Genomic DNA, 17,036 nt, shown 5'->3' on the forward strand with positions numbered 1-17,036 from the left:
TTTCCGACCCTCCCGTCCAAAGAGTTTTATTTCTGATTTGTATCTATTCTAATGACTTCGCGGCCGAATTGAGCGCGGGCATTGAACAATGACGCTACGGAATGCGCGAAATTGTCGGGCTCATTGACCTTGAAGTATCCCACGATCGGCGAACGCCCCAATTCCCTGTCACCAACGATAATTTTACGTCGATTGTACCGATTGAGCTCCTCGACCGCGTAATCAAGCGTCTCACCGTTGAGGGCTAGGTCGCCATTACGCCATGCCAATGCACGGTCGATCTCGCTATCGACTCGCACTACAACGGTGTTCTGAGCAATATTGACGTTGCTTCCTTTCGCATCTGCGACAAAGGCGCGTTCGCCTTGCGCGATACGTGAGGGTGTCGCGGATTGGTCGTCGCGCCACGCCTCGACGACGCCCTCCGTTACCAGAATATCCACCCCACCATCGGTCCGGCGCACCGAGAAGGCCGTTCCGACCGCCTTTATGCTGACGTCACCGGCCCTGACCACGAACGGTCGCGTGCGGTCATGCGCAACCTCAAACCAGGCTTCGCCATCGTCCAGCGAAATGTTACGCATATTCTTCGACATCGCGACGGTGATGCGGCTGGCCGTATTGACGGTTGCAACTGATCCATCGGCGAGTGGTGTTCGCTTGACCTCGCCCAATTGGGTTACGATCTTTTCAGTGCGCGGCAGCGCCAGAAAACTCGTCATCCCGACTGCGACCAGCGCAGCCATCCCGCTGCCAACCAGCCTTCGACGCGACAGCCAATGTGCCTGCTCGATACCCTCTTCGAATTCGGGCTCCGAATCCGGCACATATCCTGGCACATGTGGTACATCGTTGAAGTTCAGCCCAGCGAGCGCACGGCCGCGATCGAGAAAGGCCAGCGCGGCGTCCGCGCGCAACAACGCACCGGCACGCCGCTCGTCGCCTGCGAGCCACGTTTCGAACGCGCGTTGTTCCGGCTCGGACAACGGACCATTCTCACGGCGAATGGCCCAATCCGCCGCTTCGCTGTCATTCGAAGCCGACGTCACGGAGTTTCCTTTCGATACGCTGTTTTGCGGGGCTGGCAGCCTCACGATTGCCGCCCGCGATGGCCTTCAAGATCAATCTCAATCCGCGGGCCGAGAGCTTTTCGACGACATGCTCCGAGACGCCCATCCGAGCAGAAATCTCTCGCTGCGGCACACCTTGGACCCGCCGCATCTCGAAAATCTCCCGGCAGGGCGAGGGCAGGGACGCGATCATCTGATGGACGCGCTCAAGATCAATCCTTGCTGCCGTATGGCGCTCGGGTCCCGGATCGTCGTCAGCGAGCGTCAGCACATCATAATCGGAGAGACTGTCGATCCGTACGATCCGCTCGCGCCGCACGCGCAACAGCATCATCGAGCGCGCCACGGTGAAGAGATAACCACGCCCATTGCGAATATGCGCCACACTGTCGAGGTGCGAGATTCTCAAATATGCGTCCTGCATGATATCGTCGATCTCATGTTCGGGGACACCAACCGAGCGCAGCTTATCGCGCACGGCGCTTTCGTGCGGAACGACATTCCCCGCAACCCAGGCCACCAGTTCGGCGCGATCCTGCCCCACGATCCGCAGCCCCTCCTTTTTATCTTCCTAAAACTATAGATGCTTGAGCGCGGAATTTCCGACCCCCGGATTTACGAAAATCAAGTTGAAGCCGAACCGTTCGGCATAGCAAGATACACAGAACCAGCTTTTGGGCCCAGCAGCCGCCGCGACATGGTCTCGATTGTCGCAATGGATGGGCAATTCGGGCAGTTCGGCATTGTTGCGGTAGATGGCGCGATGTCTACTTCGCCTTTTTGCGATCATGGCAGGCGATCAACCAGGGGCTCGCAGCCGAAAGGACGCTCATCGACTGCTTCCTCGTCGACGCCGTAAAGCAGGAACCCGGTCATGGCGTTTGACGTTTCGTGAGCTGCCGGTCCGCTATCGGCCCACAAACGGTGATCAGATCAGGATCGCCCAGATTTACCGCCCGGAATAGACGTATCAGGAGTTTCCGTCAGGCACTCCACGAGAACGGCGTCACCCCTATTCATCCATTTGCGATCGATCCAATGGTCCACTTCGGGCGTGAACACTAGTTCGAGACCGCCATATTGAAGGTCAGATTTCTGTCGGAGCCGCGGCCCGAAGATGTCGTCGTCGAGATCGGAATGTCGCTCACGCATCGCCGCGTACCATGCGACACCGCGTTTTTCAGAGGCATCGCGCAAATGGGCAGCTCTCACAGGACACAACCTCAAACCTGCTAGTCCGCTCCCGGCCCAGAAGCAGCCAGCGGGCGCGTCGATCCGCAACGTCCGATACTGGGGAATTGCCGCCAGGTCGCTCTTTTGAATCTACGGGCTGGTCTATCGCAGGAGATCGAGGAGATCGTCGATGAGCGCGTTCGGATCGAATGGCTTGCTGAGGAAGCTTCTGGCTCCCGCCTCCATCGCGCGGCGTTCGATCTCGTCGGCCGGAAACGCAGTAATCAGAATCACAGGCGCCCCGGTTCGCTCGCGCACTTCGCGGGCAAGTTGGATGCCGTTGGTTCCCGGCATCTGAACGTCGCTGATGACGCATTTGAAGGAATCGAAAGACGCGGACGCGAGTAGGGCATCCGCGGAATCAAATAGCATCGCCCGATGGCCGATACTCATCACGAGCATTTCCAGCGATTCCCGCACATCTTCATCGTCATCGACTACCGCCACCAGGGCAGGTTGGGACAAATCGAATATCCTCTCGTCGAATGCCGGAAGTCTTGTGCGCAGGACTAACGCGACGCCCTCGATGCGGCAACCATACCGAAGTAGCGGATCACCATAATCCGAACTTTCAAACCCGGCATTCCTAAATGCGCGTCCCGATCTCATGGGTCAGATGCTCGACGAGCGCCTTTAGTCGGCGCGATGACCGAAGGTCACGATGATATCCGAGCCAGACGTTTCGGTCCGGTGGCGACAGATGCTCCAGTCGGCAAAGGTCCAACGCCTCGCCAATCAGACGTGGTAATACCGCTATGCCCAGATTCTGGGCGCAGGCCGACGCCTGGGATTCGCGGTTGTTGCTGCGGAAGGCGAGCCGTGCACGGGGCCAGCGCGTCAGCAGCCATTTCATGTCGGCAGCGCCGGCGAACGCGGTGTCCATCCCGATAAGATTATGTCCGGCTCCGTCCGTGCTCTCTTCGGGGTCACCGTTCAGCGCCAGATAGCCGGCGCCGACATATGCCCGATAGTCGATAAGACAAAAGCGGCGTTGGAGTACGTCCGCCTCATCGAACTCTGCGAAGCGAAATACCAGATCCGCTTCCCGCCGATGGAGGCTCGAGAGCCTGAAATCGGCGATGAGTTCGATCGTCAGGTTGGGATGCATCTGCGCGAATTTTGCCAGCGGGGCGGCGAGGACGCGCGACGCAAACCAATCCGAGGTGGAGAGGCGCAGCACCCCCTCGAATCTTTGCGCTCCACCAACGATCTTGCGCTCGATTTCAAGAGCTTCTCCCTCAATCGTCTGTGCGTGAAGTAGGATCGCCTCGCCAAGGTCGGTTAGCCGGAAGCCATTGGGTCCTCGCTGGAAGAGCGAACCGCCACTCGACTCTTCCAGCTGCCGCAGTCTCCTCCCGATCGTGGGCTATGTTGCACCAAGATGCTGGGCCGCAGCCGTCAGCGTGCCGTGACGTGCGACGGCGAGGAACACGCGAAGGTCGTCCCAATGCAGACGACCGGGGGCTTCTATGTCGGTCATTTCCTAACGAATGTAAGCAGAATTACGCCAAGGTGCATGCAAATTTGCATGACGCCCATACCGAAGTGCGTCTGGTGCAATCGCCACGGTGCGCCGATCTCTTGGGTCGACGGGTGGCGCGGCGCTGCCCTTGCATAGCAGGAGATAAATATGCGTCCGAGGAAGCAGTCCTCCTCGCACCTTGCGCGAGCGTTCGCGCCGTGGGCGATGGGCGCCATGACGCTGGTTTCAGGCGGTGCGGCCGCCCAGCAGACGCAAGATACGGCGTTGATAGAGGTCGCCCAAAGCCAGTCAATGATCTGGAACGCGGTTGTGGAGGAGGGCGCCTCGATCTTCGTCGCCGGGCCCCGATGGGCCGGCGGGACAGGACCACAATTGGCGAGGATCGTCGACGGGCGCCCCGTATCGTTTCCGGATGATAGCTGGAACAGCTGGAAACCCGGGGAAGATCCATCGCACAAGTTCGTGAACATCAACGCCCTGCATCGCGACCCGGAGGGAAGGATCTGGGCGGTGGACACCGGGGCTCCGGAATTTGGAGGCGATCCGATACCGGGGGCGGCGAAGCTGGTCGTCATCGATCCGGCACAAGGGAAGGTGCTCAGGATCGTCCGCTTGCCGGCGAATGTCGCGCAGAAGGGGTCCTATGTCGATGACATCCGCTTCAACGGGACGCACGCCTATCTGACGGACGCAGGAAAGCCCGGCTTGATCGTCCTCGACCTTGTGACAGGTCAAACGCGCCGGGTGCTCGACGGGGCGCCGTCAACGGTTGCCGGTCCCGAGCGGAACATCGTCGTGGACGGAAAGGTGCTGAACGGTCCGGATGGTCGCGCCCTGCGGGTTCACTCGGATCCGCTCGAAGTTACCCCGGACGGGCAATGGCTGTTGTTCGGACCGCTGGAGGGGCCTTGGTCCCGCGTTCCGACCAGGGTGCTGGATGATCCGGCACTTCGGCCGGATGCGGTGGCGGCAGCGGTGGAGCCCTTTGCGGATCTTCCGCCCATGGGTGGGAGCGTGATGGATGCCGATGGAAATCTCTACTTTTCCAGCCTCGCCGATCACTCGATCCGGAAGCGGACGCCTGCCGGTGTCGTGTCGGTGATCATCCAGGATCCTCGGCTCCATTGGGTGGACGCGATGTTCATCACCAAGGACGGGCGACTGCTGATGCCGGCCGCACAACTGGACCGTGTCGGACTGTTCAATGGCGGCCGCTCCTGGGTGCAATGGCCGGTGAGCCTGTTCGCCCTCGATCTGCATGCCCATTCAGAGAATTAAGCGGGAGTAGAACAATGAAGGTCATCGGATATCACGCGCCTGGTGCGATCGACCGGGAAGATGCACTTCTCGACCTCGAACTGCCGATACCCCGGCCAGCGGGCAGGGACATCCTTGTTCGGGTCAAGGCGGTCTCCGTCAACCCGGTGGATTTGAAGGTCCGCGCGAGTGCTCAGCCCGCAGAGGGAGAGGCGAAGATCCTCGGTTTCGACGCTTCGGGGATCGTCGAGGCAATCGGCTCCGAAGTCGAGCACTACCGGGTTGGCGACGAAGTCTTCTACGCCGGGGATCTCACCCGTCCTGGTTCCTATTCGGAGCTTCAGCTGGTGGACGAGCGGATCGTCGGCCTCAAGCCCAGGAGTCTTGACTGGGGTGCGGCGGCAGCGCTTCCCTTGACGTCGATCACCGCTTGGGAGCTCCTGTTCGATCGCCTGAAGGTCGCTCGCGACCCGGCGGACCGGCGGGCACCCTGCTCGTGATCAACGGCTCGGGCGGCGTCGGTTCGATCCTGGTACAGCTTGCTCGCCAGCTGACCGGCCTCACGGTTATAGCGACTGCGTCGCGTCCAGACCGTGTGGAATGGGTCAAGAAGATGGGCGCGCACCATGTGGTCGACTATACGCGTCCCCTTGACGAGGAGCTCGTGCGCATTGGGTTCCCCAGAGTCGACTATGTCGCCTCGCTGACTGCGACCGATCACTATCTCCCGCTATTTCCCAAGATCGTCTCGGCACAAGGCCATATCGCGCTGATCGACGACCCCAAGTCGCTCGATATTGTTCCCCTGAAACGCAAGGCGATCAGCGTCAGCTGGGAATTCATGTTCACCCGGTCGATGTTCCAAACGGACGACATGGGCGAGCAGCGCGTGCTGCTGAACGCGGTTTCCCGGTTGGTGGAGGAGGGCCGGATCGCGTCGACCGTGACCAGGCGCCTGAGCCCGATCGATGCCGCTACGCTCAAGGAAGCGCATCGCATTGTCGAAACCGGCAGCTCGATGGGGAAGCTGGTCGTCGAGGGATTTCCTGCCTGAAAACGATCTCTGGAGAAGGTGAGCTGCTATGCACATGATGGATTGGAACCAATATCGCGATCAGGTTCTGGCCGGCGTCGGGAGCCTCGGTCAGATCACGCCTGACACAACCCGGGGCTATGCAACGATCAGCGGGGCGGGGCGGAAGACCAACCACCTCGACGAGAAGACGCGCGAACTGATCGCTGCTGCGTGCGCCATCACCCTTCGCTGCGACGGCTGCATCTCCGTTCACACCAAGGCGGCACGGGAAGCAGGTGCAACCGCCGAGGAACTTGCCGAAGCACTGGGCGTGGCGATCGGGCTGAACGCCGGCGCGGCACTCGTGTACACCACTCGGGCAATGGATGCGTTCACGGCCGCTGGCGAGTGATCGTGGCGTGCCGGAATCCGGCCAATTGATATTTGGTGAGGCCCGGTGTCGAATGCCACCGGGCCAATTTTCGGAGAAGTGTCATGCAGCGTTTTGCCCAGAGGACCTACATCGCGTCAGGCCTGCGAACCCCATTCGGTCGCGGTGGCGGCGCACTCGCTGATCACGATGCGATCAGCCTGTCCGTTCCCCTTGTCCAGGCAATGGCCGCGCAGGCGCGGCCGGATCTGTTCGTCTGGGGTACCGTGATCCCCAGCCTGGGCTGGAGCAATATCGGCCGCGAAATCTGGCTGGATGCAAAGCTCGATCCGACCGTGCCCGCCTATTCCGCCGTGCTTGCATGCTCGACCAGCATGATCGCCGCACTCACGGCAGCCGGCATGCTTGGCGGCGACACGGATCTTGTTCTGGTCGGTGGCTCCGAAGTGATGAGCAACCCGCCGATCGGCCTCACGCTGGAAGCGTCGAAGCGGATCGTGAAGCTGTTCCGTACCGACCCGGCCGAAGCCTTCGATGCACTCAAGGCCCTGACCCCGAATGATCTGGTGCTGCCGGTCAAGGGCTGGGCCAACCGGATTACCGGGCGGACGATGGGCGACCATATGGAAGAAACCGCGCAGATCTGGAATATCACGCGCGAGGCGCAGGACGAGTGGTCGCTGAAAAGCCACCAGCGTGCGGTCGCCGGTTGGGAATCCGGCTTTTTCGACGATCTGGTGATCTCGCTGCCGGAGATTTCGCGCGATGCAAATCCCCGTGCCGATACCTCGATCGAGAAGCTCGCGGCCCTCAAGCCGGCGTTCGACAAGTCCGGCAAGGGCTCCATCACCGCGGGCAACAGCTCGCCGATCACGGATGGGGCCGCTGCCTGCTGGGTTGCGACCGAGGCCGGGCTGGCGCGATTGCCCAACGGGACCCATTATGCGGAACTCGTCGATCACGAGATTGCCGCAGTCGATCACAGCGTGGACGGATTGCTGATGGCGCCGAGCTTCGCGATCCCGCGGCTGCTCGCGCGCCATGGTCTGCGCTACGACGATGTCGCGCTGTGGGAGATCCATGAGGCGTTCGCGGCGCAGCTCCTCGCCAATGTAGCCGCCCTGGAGAAGCCCGGCTGGACACGCGACCGCGCCGGTGTCGATTTCGACTTCGGTGATTTCCCCTGGGATCGGCTCAATCCGAATGGAGGATCAGTCGCGATCGGCCATCCTTTCGCCGCGACCGGCGCGAGGGACCTGAGCCAGGCGATCAAGGAGCTCTGGAACATGTCCGCGGGCTCATTCGCGATCGTCAGCATTTGTGCCGATGGCGGGCATGGCACGGTAGCGTTGTTGCGTCGCCCGTGAGTTGAGAGGGCAGCCCGTCAACCTGGCCGGTTCTGGCCGGGTTGATGGGTGTGTCTTGTCGGGGTCGGGGACAGGATCGGTGCGGCCGCGGAGGGGGCACTCGGCCGTATGTGGTGGCATGAGGCTGGGGGCTCTGCCATCTTCGCCGATCCTGTCGTAGCATAAATCGTCGATATTGGCCGTTCGCGCCACTAAACCGAAGCGTGGGCCGACGATAACTTGGTACGGTATCCTCGGGGGCACGTGCCGTGCGGCGGACCTAAACCAATACCATGTTATGGGAGGCGCTGTGCGTATCTCCGATCTAGCCTACCGCTTTCGACGCAGATCTGGGTCTGGAAAGGAACGACTGGGTGCCGCTCAGCCACGAGTTGTTTCGTGCGATGATCGACGTGGCGACGGAAAGCATGATCGTCCGGGACGCTGCAGGCCGGATTGTCGCGTGGAACCAGGCCGCAACGGACCTCTATGGCTTTGCGAGGGATCAGGCGATCGGCTGGCGCGCCGACGACCTCCTCCAGAGCGTTCCGCGGGTCGAAGTGGCGGAGCGGCAGGCTCCGGGCTTCTGGACGGCGCTGATCACGAGACAGACTGTGAAGCGCAAGACGGTGCAGGTCGAGGCCCGTTTGAGCGCCCTGTACGAAGCAGATGGAAGCCTTGGCTATATTCTGGAGGCATCGAGCCAGGTGATCGGCGATGGCGCCGAGGCCCGCGGCCGGGAGCAGTATCGAGCGATGTTCCAGCACATGCCGATCGCATTGTGCAGCGTGAACAGCGATGCGCTCACCCCCTATTATGCCTCGCTTGGCATCAACGACCGCATCGACATGGACCGCCTGCTCCTTGAGCAGCCAGCCATTCTCCAGCGGGTCGGAGAGCTTTGCTATTTCGAGGAACTCAACGCGCGTTGCGTGGAACTGCTAGGGGCGACCCATCAGGATCAACTCGTCGGTAAGCCCGTCGCGTTCGCATTCGCGTTGCGACCCGACACCTATCGCAAGATCGTGGTGGCAGGGATCCACGGGACCAAGGCCGAGCAGGAAACCCAACTTGTCGGCATTGACGGCCGCGTGCGCGACGTACTCCTAGCGTGCATTCGCTATCAGGACGGCAGAAGCCGGAGCACCCTGACCGGCATCATGGATATCGGCGCGCGCCTCAAGGCCGAGGCGGATTTCCACCGTGTCTCGGCGCAGTTCGAACGTGCCTCGCGCGTTTCCTTTCTGGGCGAGGCTTTCTCGATGATAGCCCATGAGATGAGCCAGCCCATCTCCGCGGTGGCTGCCGGTAGCCAATCCGGTCTTCACTGGCTTGAACAGGATCCGCCCGATTTCGCCGCGGCAAGGCTCTGCTTTTCGCGAAACCTCAGCCATGCCATGCGGGCCCGCGACGTGATCGGAAGGGTGCGCGACATGGCCGAAGCTGGTGCGCCGGTGCTTGTCGAAACCAGCCTTTCGGAGCTGGTAGCCGATGCTACTCTGATCGTCGCGGGACGAAGCCGTGCGCAACGCATCCGGATAGTCATCACCGACAATACGAGCCCCCACAAAGTCGAGGTGGATAAGGCGCGGCTCGAGCAGGTGGTGGTCAATATCCTCAGCAATGCAATTGAGATGATCGAAGTCGCGCGGCCGCAGCGCCGGCTCATCGAGGTCATCCTCGACGATATGGATAGCACCGTCTGCTGCTCTATCCGCGACAGCGGTCCCGGCTTCCAGCCGGATCGGTTGGCGGGCGTTTTCGATCGCAACCTTGTCCGCAACAAGAGTGAGCAAAGCCTTGGGCTACCGCTCTGCCGCGCGATCGTCGAACATCATGACGGGCGGATATTTGCGTCCAACGATTCTCCCCTGGGAGGGGCAAGCGTGCGCTTCGAGCTGCCCGCTTCCTTCCATTCGCGGAAGCGGGCACTCGTCGATCAGATCGAATAGGATAGGGGTCAGGGGCGCATCGCTCGAAGAAAATCAAAGACCGCCACTCCGGATACCTCATCAGGTGGGGACAGAACCTCCGGATGCGCAAGCGTCGTAAGGGCGTTTTCATATCCGGTGCGCCAATGATCGAGCATGGTTTGGCGCGAGAATTCATAGTCCTTGGATTCGCCCTCATAGGTGGGTGAATGATAGACCAGCTGGACGATGTTGTACGCCGCCTGGTCGGAAACGTTCGCGAGCATTTGCGCCTCGCTCGAGCTTTTCAACTGGTCCGGCAGCTGCTCGTACAGCCTCTGAAATGCGGCGCGCAGCGCCTGTATCTTGCGAAATTCGTCCGTCGCTGCCCTGGTGCGGCTCGAGAATTGAATCTCCTTCATCCTTACCCCTGTGGTCGGGAGGTCTGTCGGGAGCGCACCGTCCGCGCTCCACAGGTCAACCTGGAATATCAGCGTGTCGAGATTGGATGGGGCCGTGAGAACCCAGTCGAGAGGCGTGTTCGAGACCAGCCCCCCATCCCAATAATGTTCACCCTCGATCTCGATCGCCGGAAACCCGGGAGGCAGTGCGCCGGACGCCATGACATGTTCGGGACGGATCGTGTCAGTGGCATTGTCAAAATAGACGAAGTTCCCGGTTCGAACGTTCACCGCGCCGATCCCGAGGCGGACTTCCCGCGCGTTGATGCGGTCAAAGTCGACAACGGCCTCGAGCGTCGATCGAAGCGCGGACGTGTCGTACCAGCTGGTGCTGCCCGAAGTCCCGGACGGCAGCAGGTTGGGAGGAGGAAAGCGCGGCTGGAAGAAGCCCCGGGCGCCCGAAACCAGGACGCGGCCGGCTGCAAACTGGTTGATCGTGCTTCGTATCAGGGCGTGTTCCGCCAGGTCCGGCAGCCAGCTGGCCCAGCCGAAAGATCCCGCGGTAACGGTGTCCCAAAATTTTCGCAGCGCCTCGATGCGCCGCTCGCGCGGATTGCCGGCGATGATGGCACTGTTGATGGCGCCGATCGATATCCCGGCGATCCAGTCCGGCTCGATACCCTGTTCGAGCAGTGCCTGATATACGCCTGCCTGATAGGATCCCAGCGCACCACCGCCCTGCAGAAGCAGCGCTATCCGACCGAAGGCGCTGGTCGGGGAGTGCAAAGATTGGCTGGTCATAGGATACCCCTCTATTCGCGTTCCGGCACCGGCACATTGAAACCGTTCAGCGTGGTCGAAACCAGCGCGTACAGGCCCACCAGATAGATCAGCTCATTGGTGGCATGCTGTCCGAAGGTCGCCACAGCGAGCCGATAGATCGGCTCCGGCAGAATGCCGCCAGCCGAAAGGGCATAGGCAAAGTCATAAGCAATGCTCTCCTCTCGAGTGAAATCGGTCGGCTTCACGCCCGCGACGAGCGAGGCGAGGCGTTCCTCCGACATCCCCTCGCGCTCGGCTACGGCGATATGTGCATAGATTTCATAGGCTGCATTGTAGCGTGCGCCGACGACGAGGATTGCTACCTGACGAACGGGATCGGGGAGGGCGGCCTCCGCCGTCATAGCCATGGTGAGGTCCCAGATCGCCTTGCCGATCCGAGGCTCGTGGAGCCACGGATTCCAAGGGCCCATGAGAGCGCCGTCTTCCCGCTCGACGCAAAAAGCGTTGAAGTTGCTGGCGATGCCCTCGCGCATGTCGTCATACAGGGTGTGCTGTTCCGCGGCGAGGTCAGCGGGCGAAATGAGGGGGAGGCGCAAGACGATTCTCCATCAACAAGGCTTTGCGGCGCCGACCGGTCCTGGTCGTGCCGGGGATTGGAAGGTCGCCGGTTTGTCGGGTCTTGCCCAGCAATACACTGGTATGGGGAGGGCGCTGGCCCGAGCCCATGAAAAGGGGGCGCCTGCTCGCACCTTGGTGAAGCGGGACGCCCCTGATCATCTACATGCCGAGACTATCAGGCGAGGAAGACGGTGGCCTGACGGACAAATTCCTCATGATACTGGAACACGCCGGCATGGCCTGCATCCGGGAAGATGCTCAGCTGTGCCGCCGGAAAGCGTGCTACCATATCGAACGATCGTGGCGTCGGGACCATCACATCGTCATCGCCATTCGCCACCAGAACGGGATTCCGGATCTTCGTCAGGTCCTGGGGCTTGGTCTCTCCCCAACCGACGATCGCCGTCAGGTGTGCGGCGATCGTTGCTTCGGTCACGGGGGTGTCGCGGTTCTCGGTGCGCTCCGCCAAGCGAGCGAGATAAGCATTCGCGGCCGCTTGGCCATTCTCCGTTTGCGTGAAGAACAGATAGTGCTTGGGGTGCTTGCCTTCCTCGGCCGCCTTCCGCCGTACCTCGGCGACCATTGCCGGCTTGGTGTTATGCGCGCCACCGGCAGGGCCGGTTCCCGCTAGGATCGCCTTGCGAACCCGGTCGGGGAAGCGCTCCAGGATCACCTGGGCGACGAACCCACCCATCGAAAACCCGAACAGGTCGCAGGTCTCGACACCGAGCGCGTCGAGAAAGGCGATAGCGTCTTCTGCCATTGCCTCGACGGTGGTGGGTGTCACGCCGCCGGATGCGCCGACACCGCGATTGTCGAAGGTGATCACCGGCCGGGTCGCGGCAAGTCCATCCACGACCCTCGGGTCCCAATCGTCCAGGACGGCGGTGAAGTGATGCAGAAACACCAGGGGGATCCCCTCAGCGGGGCCCAGGCGACGATATGCGAACGGCGTACCATTGACGTCGATCTGAAGCGTTTTGGCGGTTTTGTACGTGGAGGTCATCTCTCTCTTCCTTCTTAATCGGCAGATCTTCAGCGATTGACGTCGATGACGGTGCGGCCGCGGATCTTGCCTTCACGCATCCGGGAGGCGGCCTCGAGCACTTCACCAAGTCCGATTTCGGTAATGGTCGACTGGAGCTTGGTCAGATCGAGGTCACTGGCGAGACGGCGCCAGGCTTCCTCCCGGATAGGCTGCGGACAGTTCACCGAGTCGATGCCGGCGAGCGTCACGTTGCGGAGAATGAAGGGGCGTACCGAGACGGGAAGGTCCATGCCGCCCACAAAGCCGCAGGTCGTCACCACGCCGCGATATTTGGTATGTGCGATCAGGTTGGCGAGCGTCTTGCTGCCCACCGTATCGATGCCCGCCGCCCAACGTTCGGCACCGAGGGGAGGGGCATCGACTGCCAGTTCCGCGCGATCGAGAATTTCGCTGGCCCCGAGCGCGGACAGATAGGCGTTCTCCTCCGTCTTCCCGCTGGAGGCGATGACGCGGTAGCCGAGCTTCGCGAGGATCGCGATCGCGATCGACCCGACACCGCCGGACGCACCCGTGACCACCACGTCGCCGCGCGCCGGCGTGATGCCGCCATGCTCCAGCGCAAGCACGCTCAGCATCGAGGTGAAGCCGGCCGTTCCGATCGCCATCGCGTCGCGCGTGCTGATCTGCTCGGGAAGCTTGACCAGCCAGTCACTCTTCACGCGGGCGCGCTGCGCATAGCCGCCATTATGCGTTTGGCTGAGCCCCCAGCCGGTTGCGACCACCCTGTCGCCGGGCGCGAAGCGCGGGTCTGTGGATTGCTCGACCGTGCCTGCGAAGTCGATGCCCGGGATGAGCGGGAACTTCTGGATGATCAGCGGGCTCACATAAGCGATCGCGTCCTTGAAGTTCAGGTTGGACCATTCGACCGCGACGGTGACGTCTCCATCCCCAAGGACGGCCTCTTCGAGCGTCTCGATGGATGCGCTGATCGCGCCGCTGTCCGCGCGCTGTGCCACAATGGCGTGGAAGGACATGGGGCGATTTCCTTTCATGAAACAAAGAGGTGGCGAGAATAAGCGCATGATGCGATAATCGTAAGTACGCACAATTATCGCTGGTACTATCAATGTTGTGCGTATGGGATCGAAGGAGGACTTTGCATTGCGTACGAAGCGTCTGGATCCGAAGAGCGGATGCGCTGTGGAATTGACGCTCTCGGTCATCGGTGGTGTCTGGAAGCCGTTGATCCTCTTCCACCTGCTCACCGGGAAGCGGCGCTTCATGGAATTGACCAGGCTCATTCCAAGCGCGACGCAGCGCATGTTGACGCTCCAGCTGAGAGAGCTCGAATCCGACGGCCTCGTCTTCCGCCATGTGTTCCACGAGGTACCCCCGCGGGTGGAATATGAGGCTACGCCATTGGCGCGAACCCTTGCGCCCGTTCTGCTCCGTCTGCGCGATTGGGGAGAGCGATATCGCGACGAGCAACAGGGCTTGCCGCCCATGGAAGCGGGCTGTTCCACCGAGGCGTCGAGTACGGTTCGCAGCGCAGCTATTGCGGGCGATTGAATGAGGGCGGCGGGACTTGGGGTTGTGGATTTCCTGGTCCATCACCTGCTCCCCTTCCGCCTGCCTCAGGGGCGACCGAAGGCGTGCGATCCCGATTGGAGCCTGTCGCCTTGGCCGCCTCGGGACTGCCCAGCGCAGCCCGGAAGCAGCTAGTATCTTGCGCCGACCCGGCGCCATCCTACCGAGGTATTGGGTCAGCCGCGGCAGATTGCCCCGTTGGCGTGGGGCATGGTGCGCAGGATGCAACTCTCTCCCGTGATCAGCTACGGACGATGGTATGTATGGGCCATGGTATGGCTAAAATCCGGCTGCCCGGGCGGTAGAAGAACGGACCTGCTTTTCACAAGGAGTGGCCCGTTATGGCGAAGATCGTCTGTGTACTGTATCCCGACTCAAAGAACGGACATCCGCAGAGCTATGCTCGCGACAATATCCCGGTAATCAATGGCTATCCTGGTGGGCAAACCGCGCCGAGCCCATCGGCGATCGACTTTACGCCGGGTGAACTGCTGGGAGACGTGACCGGCGAACTCGGACTGCGCCGGTTCCTGGAGGCTGCCGGTCACACCTTTGTCGTCACCTCGGACAAGGAGGGCCCGGACTCAGAGCTCGACCGGGAGCTTGTCGATGCGGACGTGGTGATATCCCAGCCTTTCTGGCCTGCCTATATCACCCGGGAACGGATGGAGAAGGCTCCGAGGCTCAAGCTGGCGATCACTGCCGGCATCGGTTCCGACCATGTCGATCTGGCAGCCGCCGCGGACCATGGACTGACCGTGGCCGAGGTCACCTTCTCGAACTCGATCAGTGTCGCCGAGCACGCGGTGATGATGATCCTGTCGCTGGTGCGCGACTATATCCCGCAACATGAGATAGCCCGGAGCGGCGGATGGGACATCGCCGACGCCATTGCGCGGTCCTATGACGTGGAAGGCATGCAGGTCGGCGTGATCGCGGCGGGTCGGATCGGCCTGGCGGTGCTGCGCCGGATGAAGCCGTTCGATGTAGGCCTCCACTATTTCGATTTCCATCGGCTGCCGGAAGAGGTCGAGCGCGAGCTTGGCCTGACCTATCATCCTTCGGCCAAGGCGCTGGCCGCGGCGTGCGACGTGATCTCGATCCATACGCCGCTGACGCCGGCGACCGATACCATGTTCAATGCCGAGTTCCTGGCCGGCATGAAGCGCGGATCCTATATCGTGAACACCGCGCGCGGGAAGCTGTTCGATCGCGATGCGCTCGTGGCGGCGCTCAACAGCGGGCACATCGCGGGCTATGCCGGCGATGTCTGGTATCCGCAGCCGGCGCCTGCCGATCACCCTTGGCGGGCAATGCCGCATAACGGCATGACTCCGCATACCTCCGGCACCAGCCTTTCCGCGCAGGCGCGCTATGCGGCGGGCACGCGCGAGATTCTGGAATGCTGGCTCGCCGGACATCCGATCCGCGACGAGTATCTGATCGTTGCGGGCGGCGGATATGCGGGCACGGGTGCCCATAGCTACACCCCGGCGTGATTGGATGTGGGCAGGCGCCAAGGCGTCTGCCCACCTTCAGGGTGGCAGGGCAGCCGTTCGATTATCTAGTGATCTATAAGTGACGCCGGAGCGGCAGTGTGAAGTTGAACGTCGCCCCGCCTTCAGGGTTGTTGTGCGCGATCATTTCACCACCCAGGTCCCGCAGAATCGTTCTGGAGATCGCCAAGCCTAGTCCCATCTCGGACGGGTCCGTGGAGAAAAGCGGATCGAATACCCTGGTCTCCTGACCTGGCGGCAGGCCTCCGCCTTGGTCGCTTACAGAGATCGCCACTTCAGGTCCGCCGCGAGTTTGAATTGAAATGTGCACATGTCCGCGCGACCGCGCGGATCTCCGATTTGCGCGCAATGCGTTGCGGATCAGATTGACCAGGACCTGCTGCAACTCGATACGGTCGGCGAGAACGATCGCCACTTCGCAGTCGCTTGCGACCGAAATCTTTGCTGCATCGAGCATCGTCTCATACTCGAGGAGCGTTACACTGGCACGCGCCAGCCCGACGATATCCACGGGGCAGGGCGCGCGGTCGCGGCGTACCAGCTGCTCGCGGGTACGGTGCATGAGGTCGCCAGCACGCAGCGCGCTCGTCTTTATCCGTTCGAACGCTCGCTTGGCGGCGGCGAGATCGGGAATGTCCTGTTCCAGATATCGGGCACCGATTGCCGCCGTGATCGCGATCGAGCTCACAGGCTGACCCAGTTCATGAGCGAGGGATACGGAGAGCATCCCTGCGGCCGACATACGTTCAGCACGCGAGAGTTCGTTCCGGGTCAGGTCGGTCAGTTCACGAAGGCGTTCGCGATCCGTGATGTCGTGCATGGCGACGATGGCATGGACTCCATCGTCTCCGTCCATCATCGTGACACCGCAAATCGCCTTGATGACGGACCCGTCGCCGACGATCAGAGTGACGACCTGTTCCCAGCGGTCGGCCCCGCCCTCCGCAATCGCCGCAAGTAACTCAACATAGGGAAGCCAGTCGACGACGATCGGGCGACTGGCGCGCAAAAGCTCCGCCCTGGACTTCTTGAGCATCCGGACCGCGGTATCGTTGGCATCGACCACACGGATTTTCTGAAGGAGGCTGGTGATCAGGCCGGTGTCACCCTGAAGGATCGTACGCAGGCGATCGCCATGCTCGCCGTGGAGGCGCCGCAACTCGGGCCGCAAAGCCGAGAGATCCTGCTCGAAAAGCGCGACATGCGAACGCTCGAAGATATCCTTGTATCTTTGTTCCGTTCCGGAAGCCTGCCCATCACTGTCTCGCCTATCCACGCATCGCCGCCCCAAGAAAGATGATTAGCGGCTCAAAACGGGCCCTATTTGGTTGCGACGTTCGGCAAGGTTTGCAGAACATGCCACCGCGCATCCGCTGGCAGGTTTACTTCGCGGCGGTGTTACGGGACATCCTACCGAGGTCTGTACCGGGCGCGACC

The 17,036-nt window shown here is 61.7% G+C and carries 16 protein-coding genes and 1 pseudogene; 7 read left to right on the forward strand and 10 right to left on the reverse strand.

From position 1 onward, the window contains the following. Positions 1-26 precede the first annotated feature (26 nt). The 5 genes from GGR46_RS07475 to GGR46_RS25815 form a co-directional block, all read right to left on the reverse strand. Positions 27-1,049, reverse strand: coding sequence for a FecR domain-containing protein (locus tag GGR46_RS07475; protein ID WP_183996017.1), 1,023 nt, complete (start codon positions 1,047-1,049; stop codon positions 27-29). Further along, positions 1,030-1,614 (reverse strand): sigma-70 family RNA polymerase sigma factor, encoded by a 585-nt coding sequence (locus GGR46_RS07480; protein WP_183996019.1) that lies wholly within the window; start codon positions 1,612-1,614, stop codon positions 1,030-1,032. Before GGR46_RS07480 ends, GGR46_RS07475 begins: the two co-directional genes overlap by 20 nt. Positions 1,615-2,405: 791 nt before the next feature. Further along, positions 2,406-2,912, reverse strand: coding sequence for a response regulator transcription factor (locus GGR46_RS07485; protein ID WP_183996021.1), 507 nt, complete (start codon positions 2,910-2,912; stop codon positions 2,406-2,408). Continuing rightward, positions 2,890-3,483: a LysR substrate-binding domain-containing protein gene (locus tag GGR46_RS07490; RefSeq protein WP_343058064.1), complete on the reverse strand. Its 594-nt coding sequence runs from the start codon at positions 3,481-3,483 to the stop codon at positions 2,890-2,892. Before GGR46_RS07490 ends, GGR46_RS07485 begins: the two co-directional genes overlap by 23 nt. Before the next feature lie 186 nt (positions 3,484-3,669). Continuing rightward, positions 3,670-3,783 (reverse strand): helix-turn-helix domain-containing protein, encoded by a 114-nt coding sequence (locus tag GGR46_RS25815; protein ID WP_343058065.1) that lies wholly within the window; start codon positions 3,781-3,783, stop codon positions 3,670-3,672. A gap of 216 nt (positions 3,784-3,999) precedes the next feature. Between GGR46_RS25815 and GGR46_RS07495 the strand changes: the two genes are divergently transcribed. The 5 genes and pseudogenes from GGR46_RS07495 (at position 4,000) to GGR46_RS07515 (ending at position 9,747) form a co-directional block, all read left to right on the forward strand. Further along, on the forward strand, positions 4,000-5,064 hold the full coding sequence (locus GGR46_RS07495) for an L-dopachrome tautomerase-related protein (protein WP_221262576.1): 1,065 nt from the start codon (positions 4,000-4,002) through the stop codon (positions 5,062-5,064). 14 nt (positions 5,065-5,078) lie between these two features. After that, a pseudogene (locus GGR46_RS07500) lies at positions 5,079-6,097 on the forward strand (zinc-binding alcohol dehydrogenase family protein). Between the two features lie 28 nt (positions 6,098-6,125). Beyond that, on the forward strand, positions 6,126-6,470 hold the full coding sequence (locus tag GGR46_RS07505; RefSeq protein ID WP_183996025.1) for a carboxymuconolactone decarboxylase family protein: 345 nt from the start codon (positions 6,126-6,128) through the stop codon (positions 6,468-6,470). An 83-nt stretch (positions 6,471-6,553) separates the two neighbouring features. Continuing rightward, positions 6,554-7,816, forward strand: coding sequence for a thiolase family protein (locus GGR46_RS07510; RefSeq protein ID WP_183996027.1), 1,263 nt, complete (start codon positions 6,554-6,556; stop codon positions 7,814-7,816). Positions 7,817-8,169: 353 nt separating this feature from the next. Continuing rightward, positions 8,170-9,747, forward strand: coding sequence for an ATP-binding protein (locus tag GGR46_RS07515; protein ID WP_183996029.1), 1,578 nt, complete (start codon positions 8,170-8,172; stop codon positions 9,745-9,747). Positions 9,748-9,755: 8 nt separating this feature from the next. On the opposite strand, the gene GGR46_RS07520 is transcribed toward GGR46_RS07515, so the two are convergent. The 4 genes from GGR46_RS07520 to acuI form a co-directional block, all read right to left on the reverse strand. Then, complete coding sequence (locus GGR46_RS07520) at positions 9,756-10,907, reverse strand: DUF3734 domain-containing protein (protein WP_183996031.1); 1,152 nt, start codon at positions 10,905-10,907, stop codon at positions 9,756-9,758. An 11-nt stretch (positions 10,908-10,918) separates the two neighbouring features. Then, complete coding sequence (locus GGR46_RS07525) at positions 10,919-11,485, reverse strand: carboxymuconolactone decarboxylase family protein (protein ID WP_183996033.1); 567 nt, start codon at positions 11,483-11,485, stop codon at positions 10,919-10,921. A 197-nt stretch (positions 11,486-11,682) separates the two neighbouring features. Beyond that, the gene (locus GGR46_RS07530) at positions 11,683-12,513 is read right to left on the reverse strand and encodes an alpha/beta fold hydrolase (protein ID WP_183996035.1); all 831 of its coding nucleotides are present in this window, start codon (positions 12,511-12,513) and stop codon (positions 11,683-11,685) included. Between the two features lie 29 nt (positions 12,514-12,542). Then, positions 12,543-13,529 (reverse strand): acrylyl-CoA reductase (NADPH), encoded by a 987-nt coding sequence (gene acuI / locus GGR46_RS07535; RefSeq protein WP_183996037.1) that lies wholly within the window; start codon positions 13,527-13,529, stop codon positions 12,543-12,545. Positions 13,530-13,656: 127 nt separating this feature from the next. Between acuI and GGR46_RS07540 the strand changes: the two genes are divergently transcribed. Beyond that, entirely contained in the window at positions 13,657-14,064 is a 408-nt protein-coding gene (locus tag GGR46_RS07540) for a winged helix-turn-helix transcriptional regulator (RefSeq protein ID WP_281396565.1), read from the forward strand. A gap of 359 nt (positions 14,065-14,423) precedes the next feature. Then, positions 14,424-15,581 carry an NAD-dependent formate dehydrogenase gene (locus GGR46_RS07545; RefSeq protein WP_183996041.1) on the forward strand — a complete coding sequence of 386 codons (1,158 nt, stop codon included), beginning with the start codon at positions 14,424-14,426 and terminating at the stop codon, positions 15,579-15,581. A 73-nt stretch (positions 15,582-15,654) separates the two neighbouring features. On the opposite strand, the gene GGR46_RS25820 is transcribed toward GGR46_RS07545, so the two are convergent. Continuing rightward, positions 15,655-16,875 (reverse strand): ATP-binding protein, encoded by a 1,221-nt coding sequence (locus tag GGR46_RS25820; protein WP_183996043.1) that lies wholly within the window; start codon positions 16,873-16,875, stop codon positions 15,655-15,657. Positions 16,876-17,036 lie beyond the last annotated feature (161 nt).

The sequence above is a fragment of the Sphingomonas kyeonggiensis genome (assembly GCF_014196745.1).
Lineage (GTDB): Bacteria > Pseudomonadota > Alphaproteobacteria > Sphingomonadales > Sphingomonadaceae > Sphingomonas > Sphingomonas kyeonggiensis.

Excerpts from the sequence above, each read along its gene's own strand:
- GGR46_RS07485 (WP_183996021.1), bottom strand. The coding sequence starts at position 2,912 with ATGAGATCGGGACGCGCATTTAGGAATGCCGGGTTTGAAAGTTCGGAT.
- GGR46_RS25815 (WP_343058065.1), bottom strand. The coding sequence starts at position 3,783 with ATGACCGACATAGAAGCCCCCGGTCGTCTGCATTGGGACGACCTTCGC.
- GGR46_RS07495 (WP_221262576.1), top strand. The coding sequence starts at position 4,000 with ATGACGCTGGTTTCAGGCGGTGCGGCCGCCCAGCAGACGCAAGATACG.
- GGR46_RS07505 (WP_183996025.1), top strand. The coding sequence starts at position 6,126 with ATGCACATGATGGATTGGAACCAATATCGCGATCAGGTTCTGGCCGGC.
- GGR46_RS07510 (WP_183996027.1), top strand. The coding sequence starts at position 6,554 with ATGCAGCGTTTTGCCCAGAGGACCTACATCGCGTCAGGCCTGCGAACC.
- GGR46_RS07520 (WP_183996031.1), bottom strand. The coding sequence starts at position 10,907 with ATGACCAGCCAATCTTTGCACTCCCCGACCAGCGCCTTCGGTCGGATA.
- GGR46_RS07530 (WP_183996035.1), bottom strand. The coding sequence starts at position 12,513 with ATGACCTCCACGTACAAAACCGCCAAAACGCTTCAGATCGACGTCAAT.
- acuI (WP_183996037.1), bottom strand. The coding sequence starts at position 13,529 with ATGTCCTTCCACGCCATTGTGGCACAGCGCGCGGACAGCGGCGCGATC.
- GGR46_RS07545 (WP_183996041.1), top strand. The coding sequence starts at position 14,424 with ATGGCGAAGATCGTCTGTGTACTGTATCCCGACTCAAAGAACGGACAT.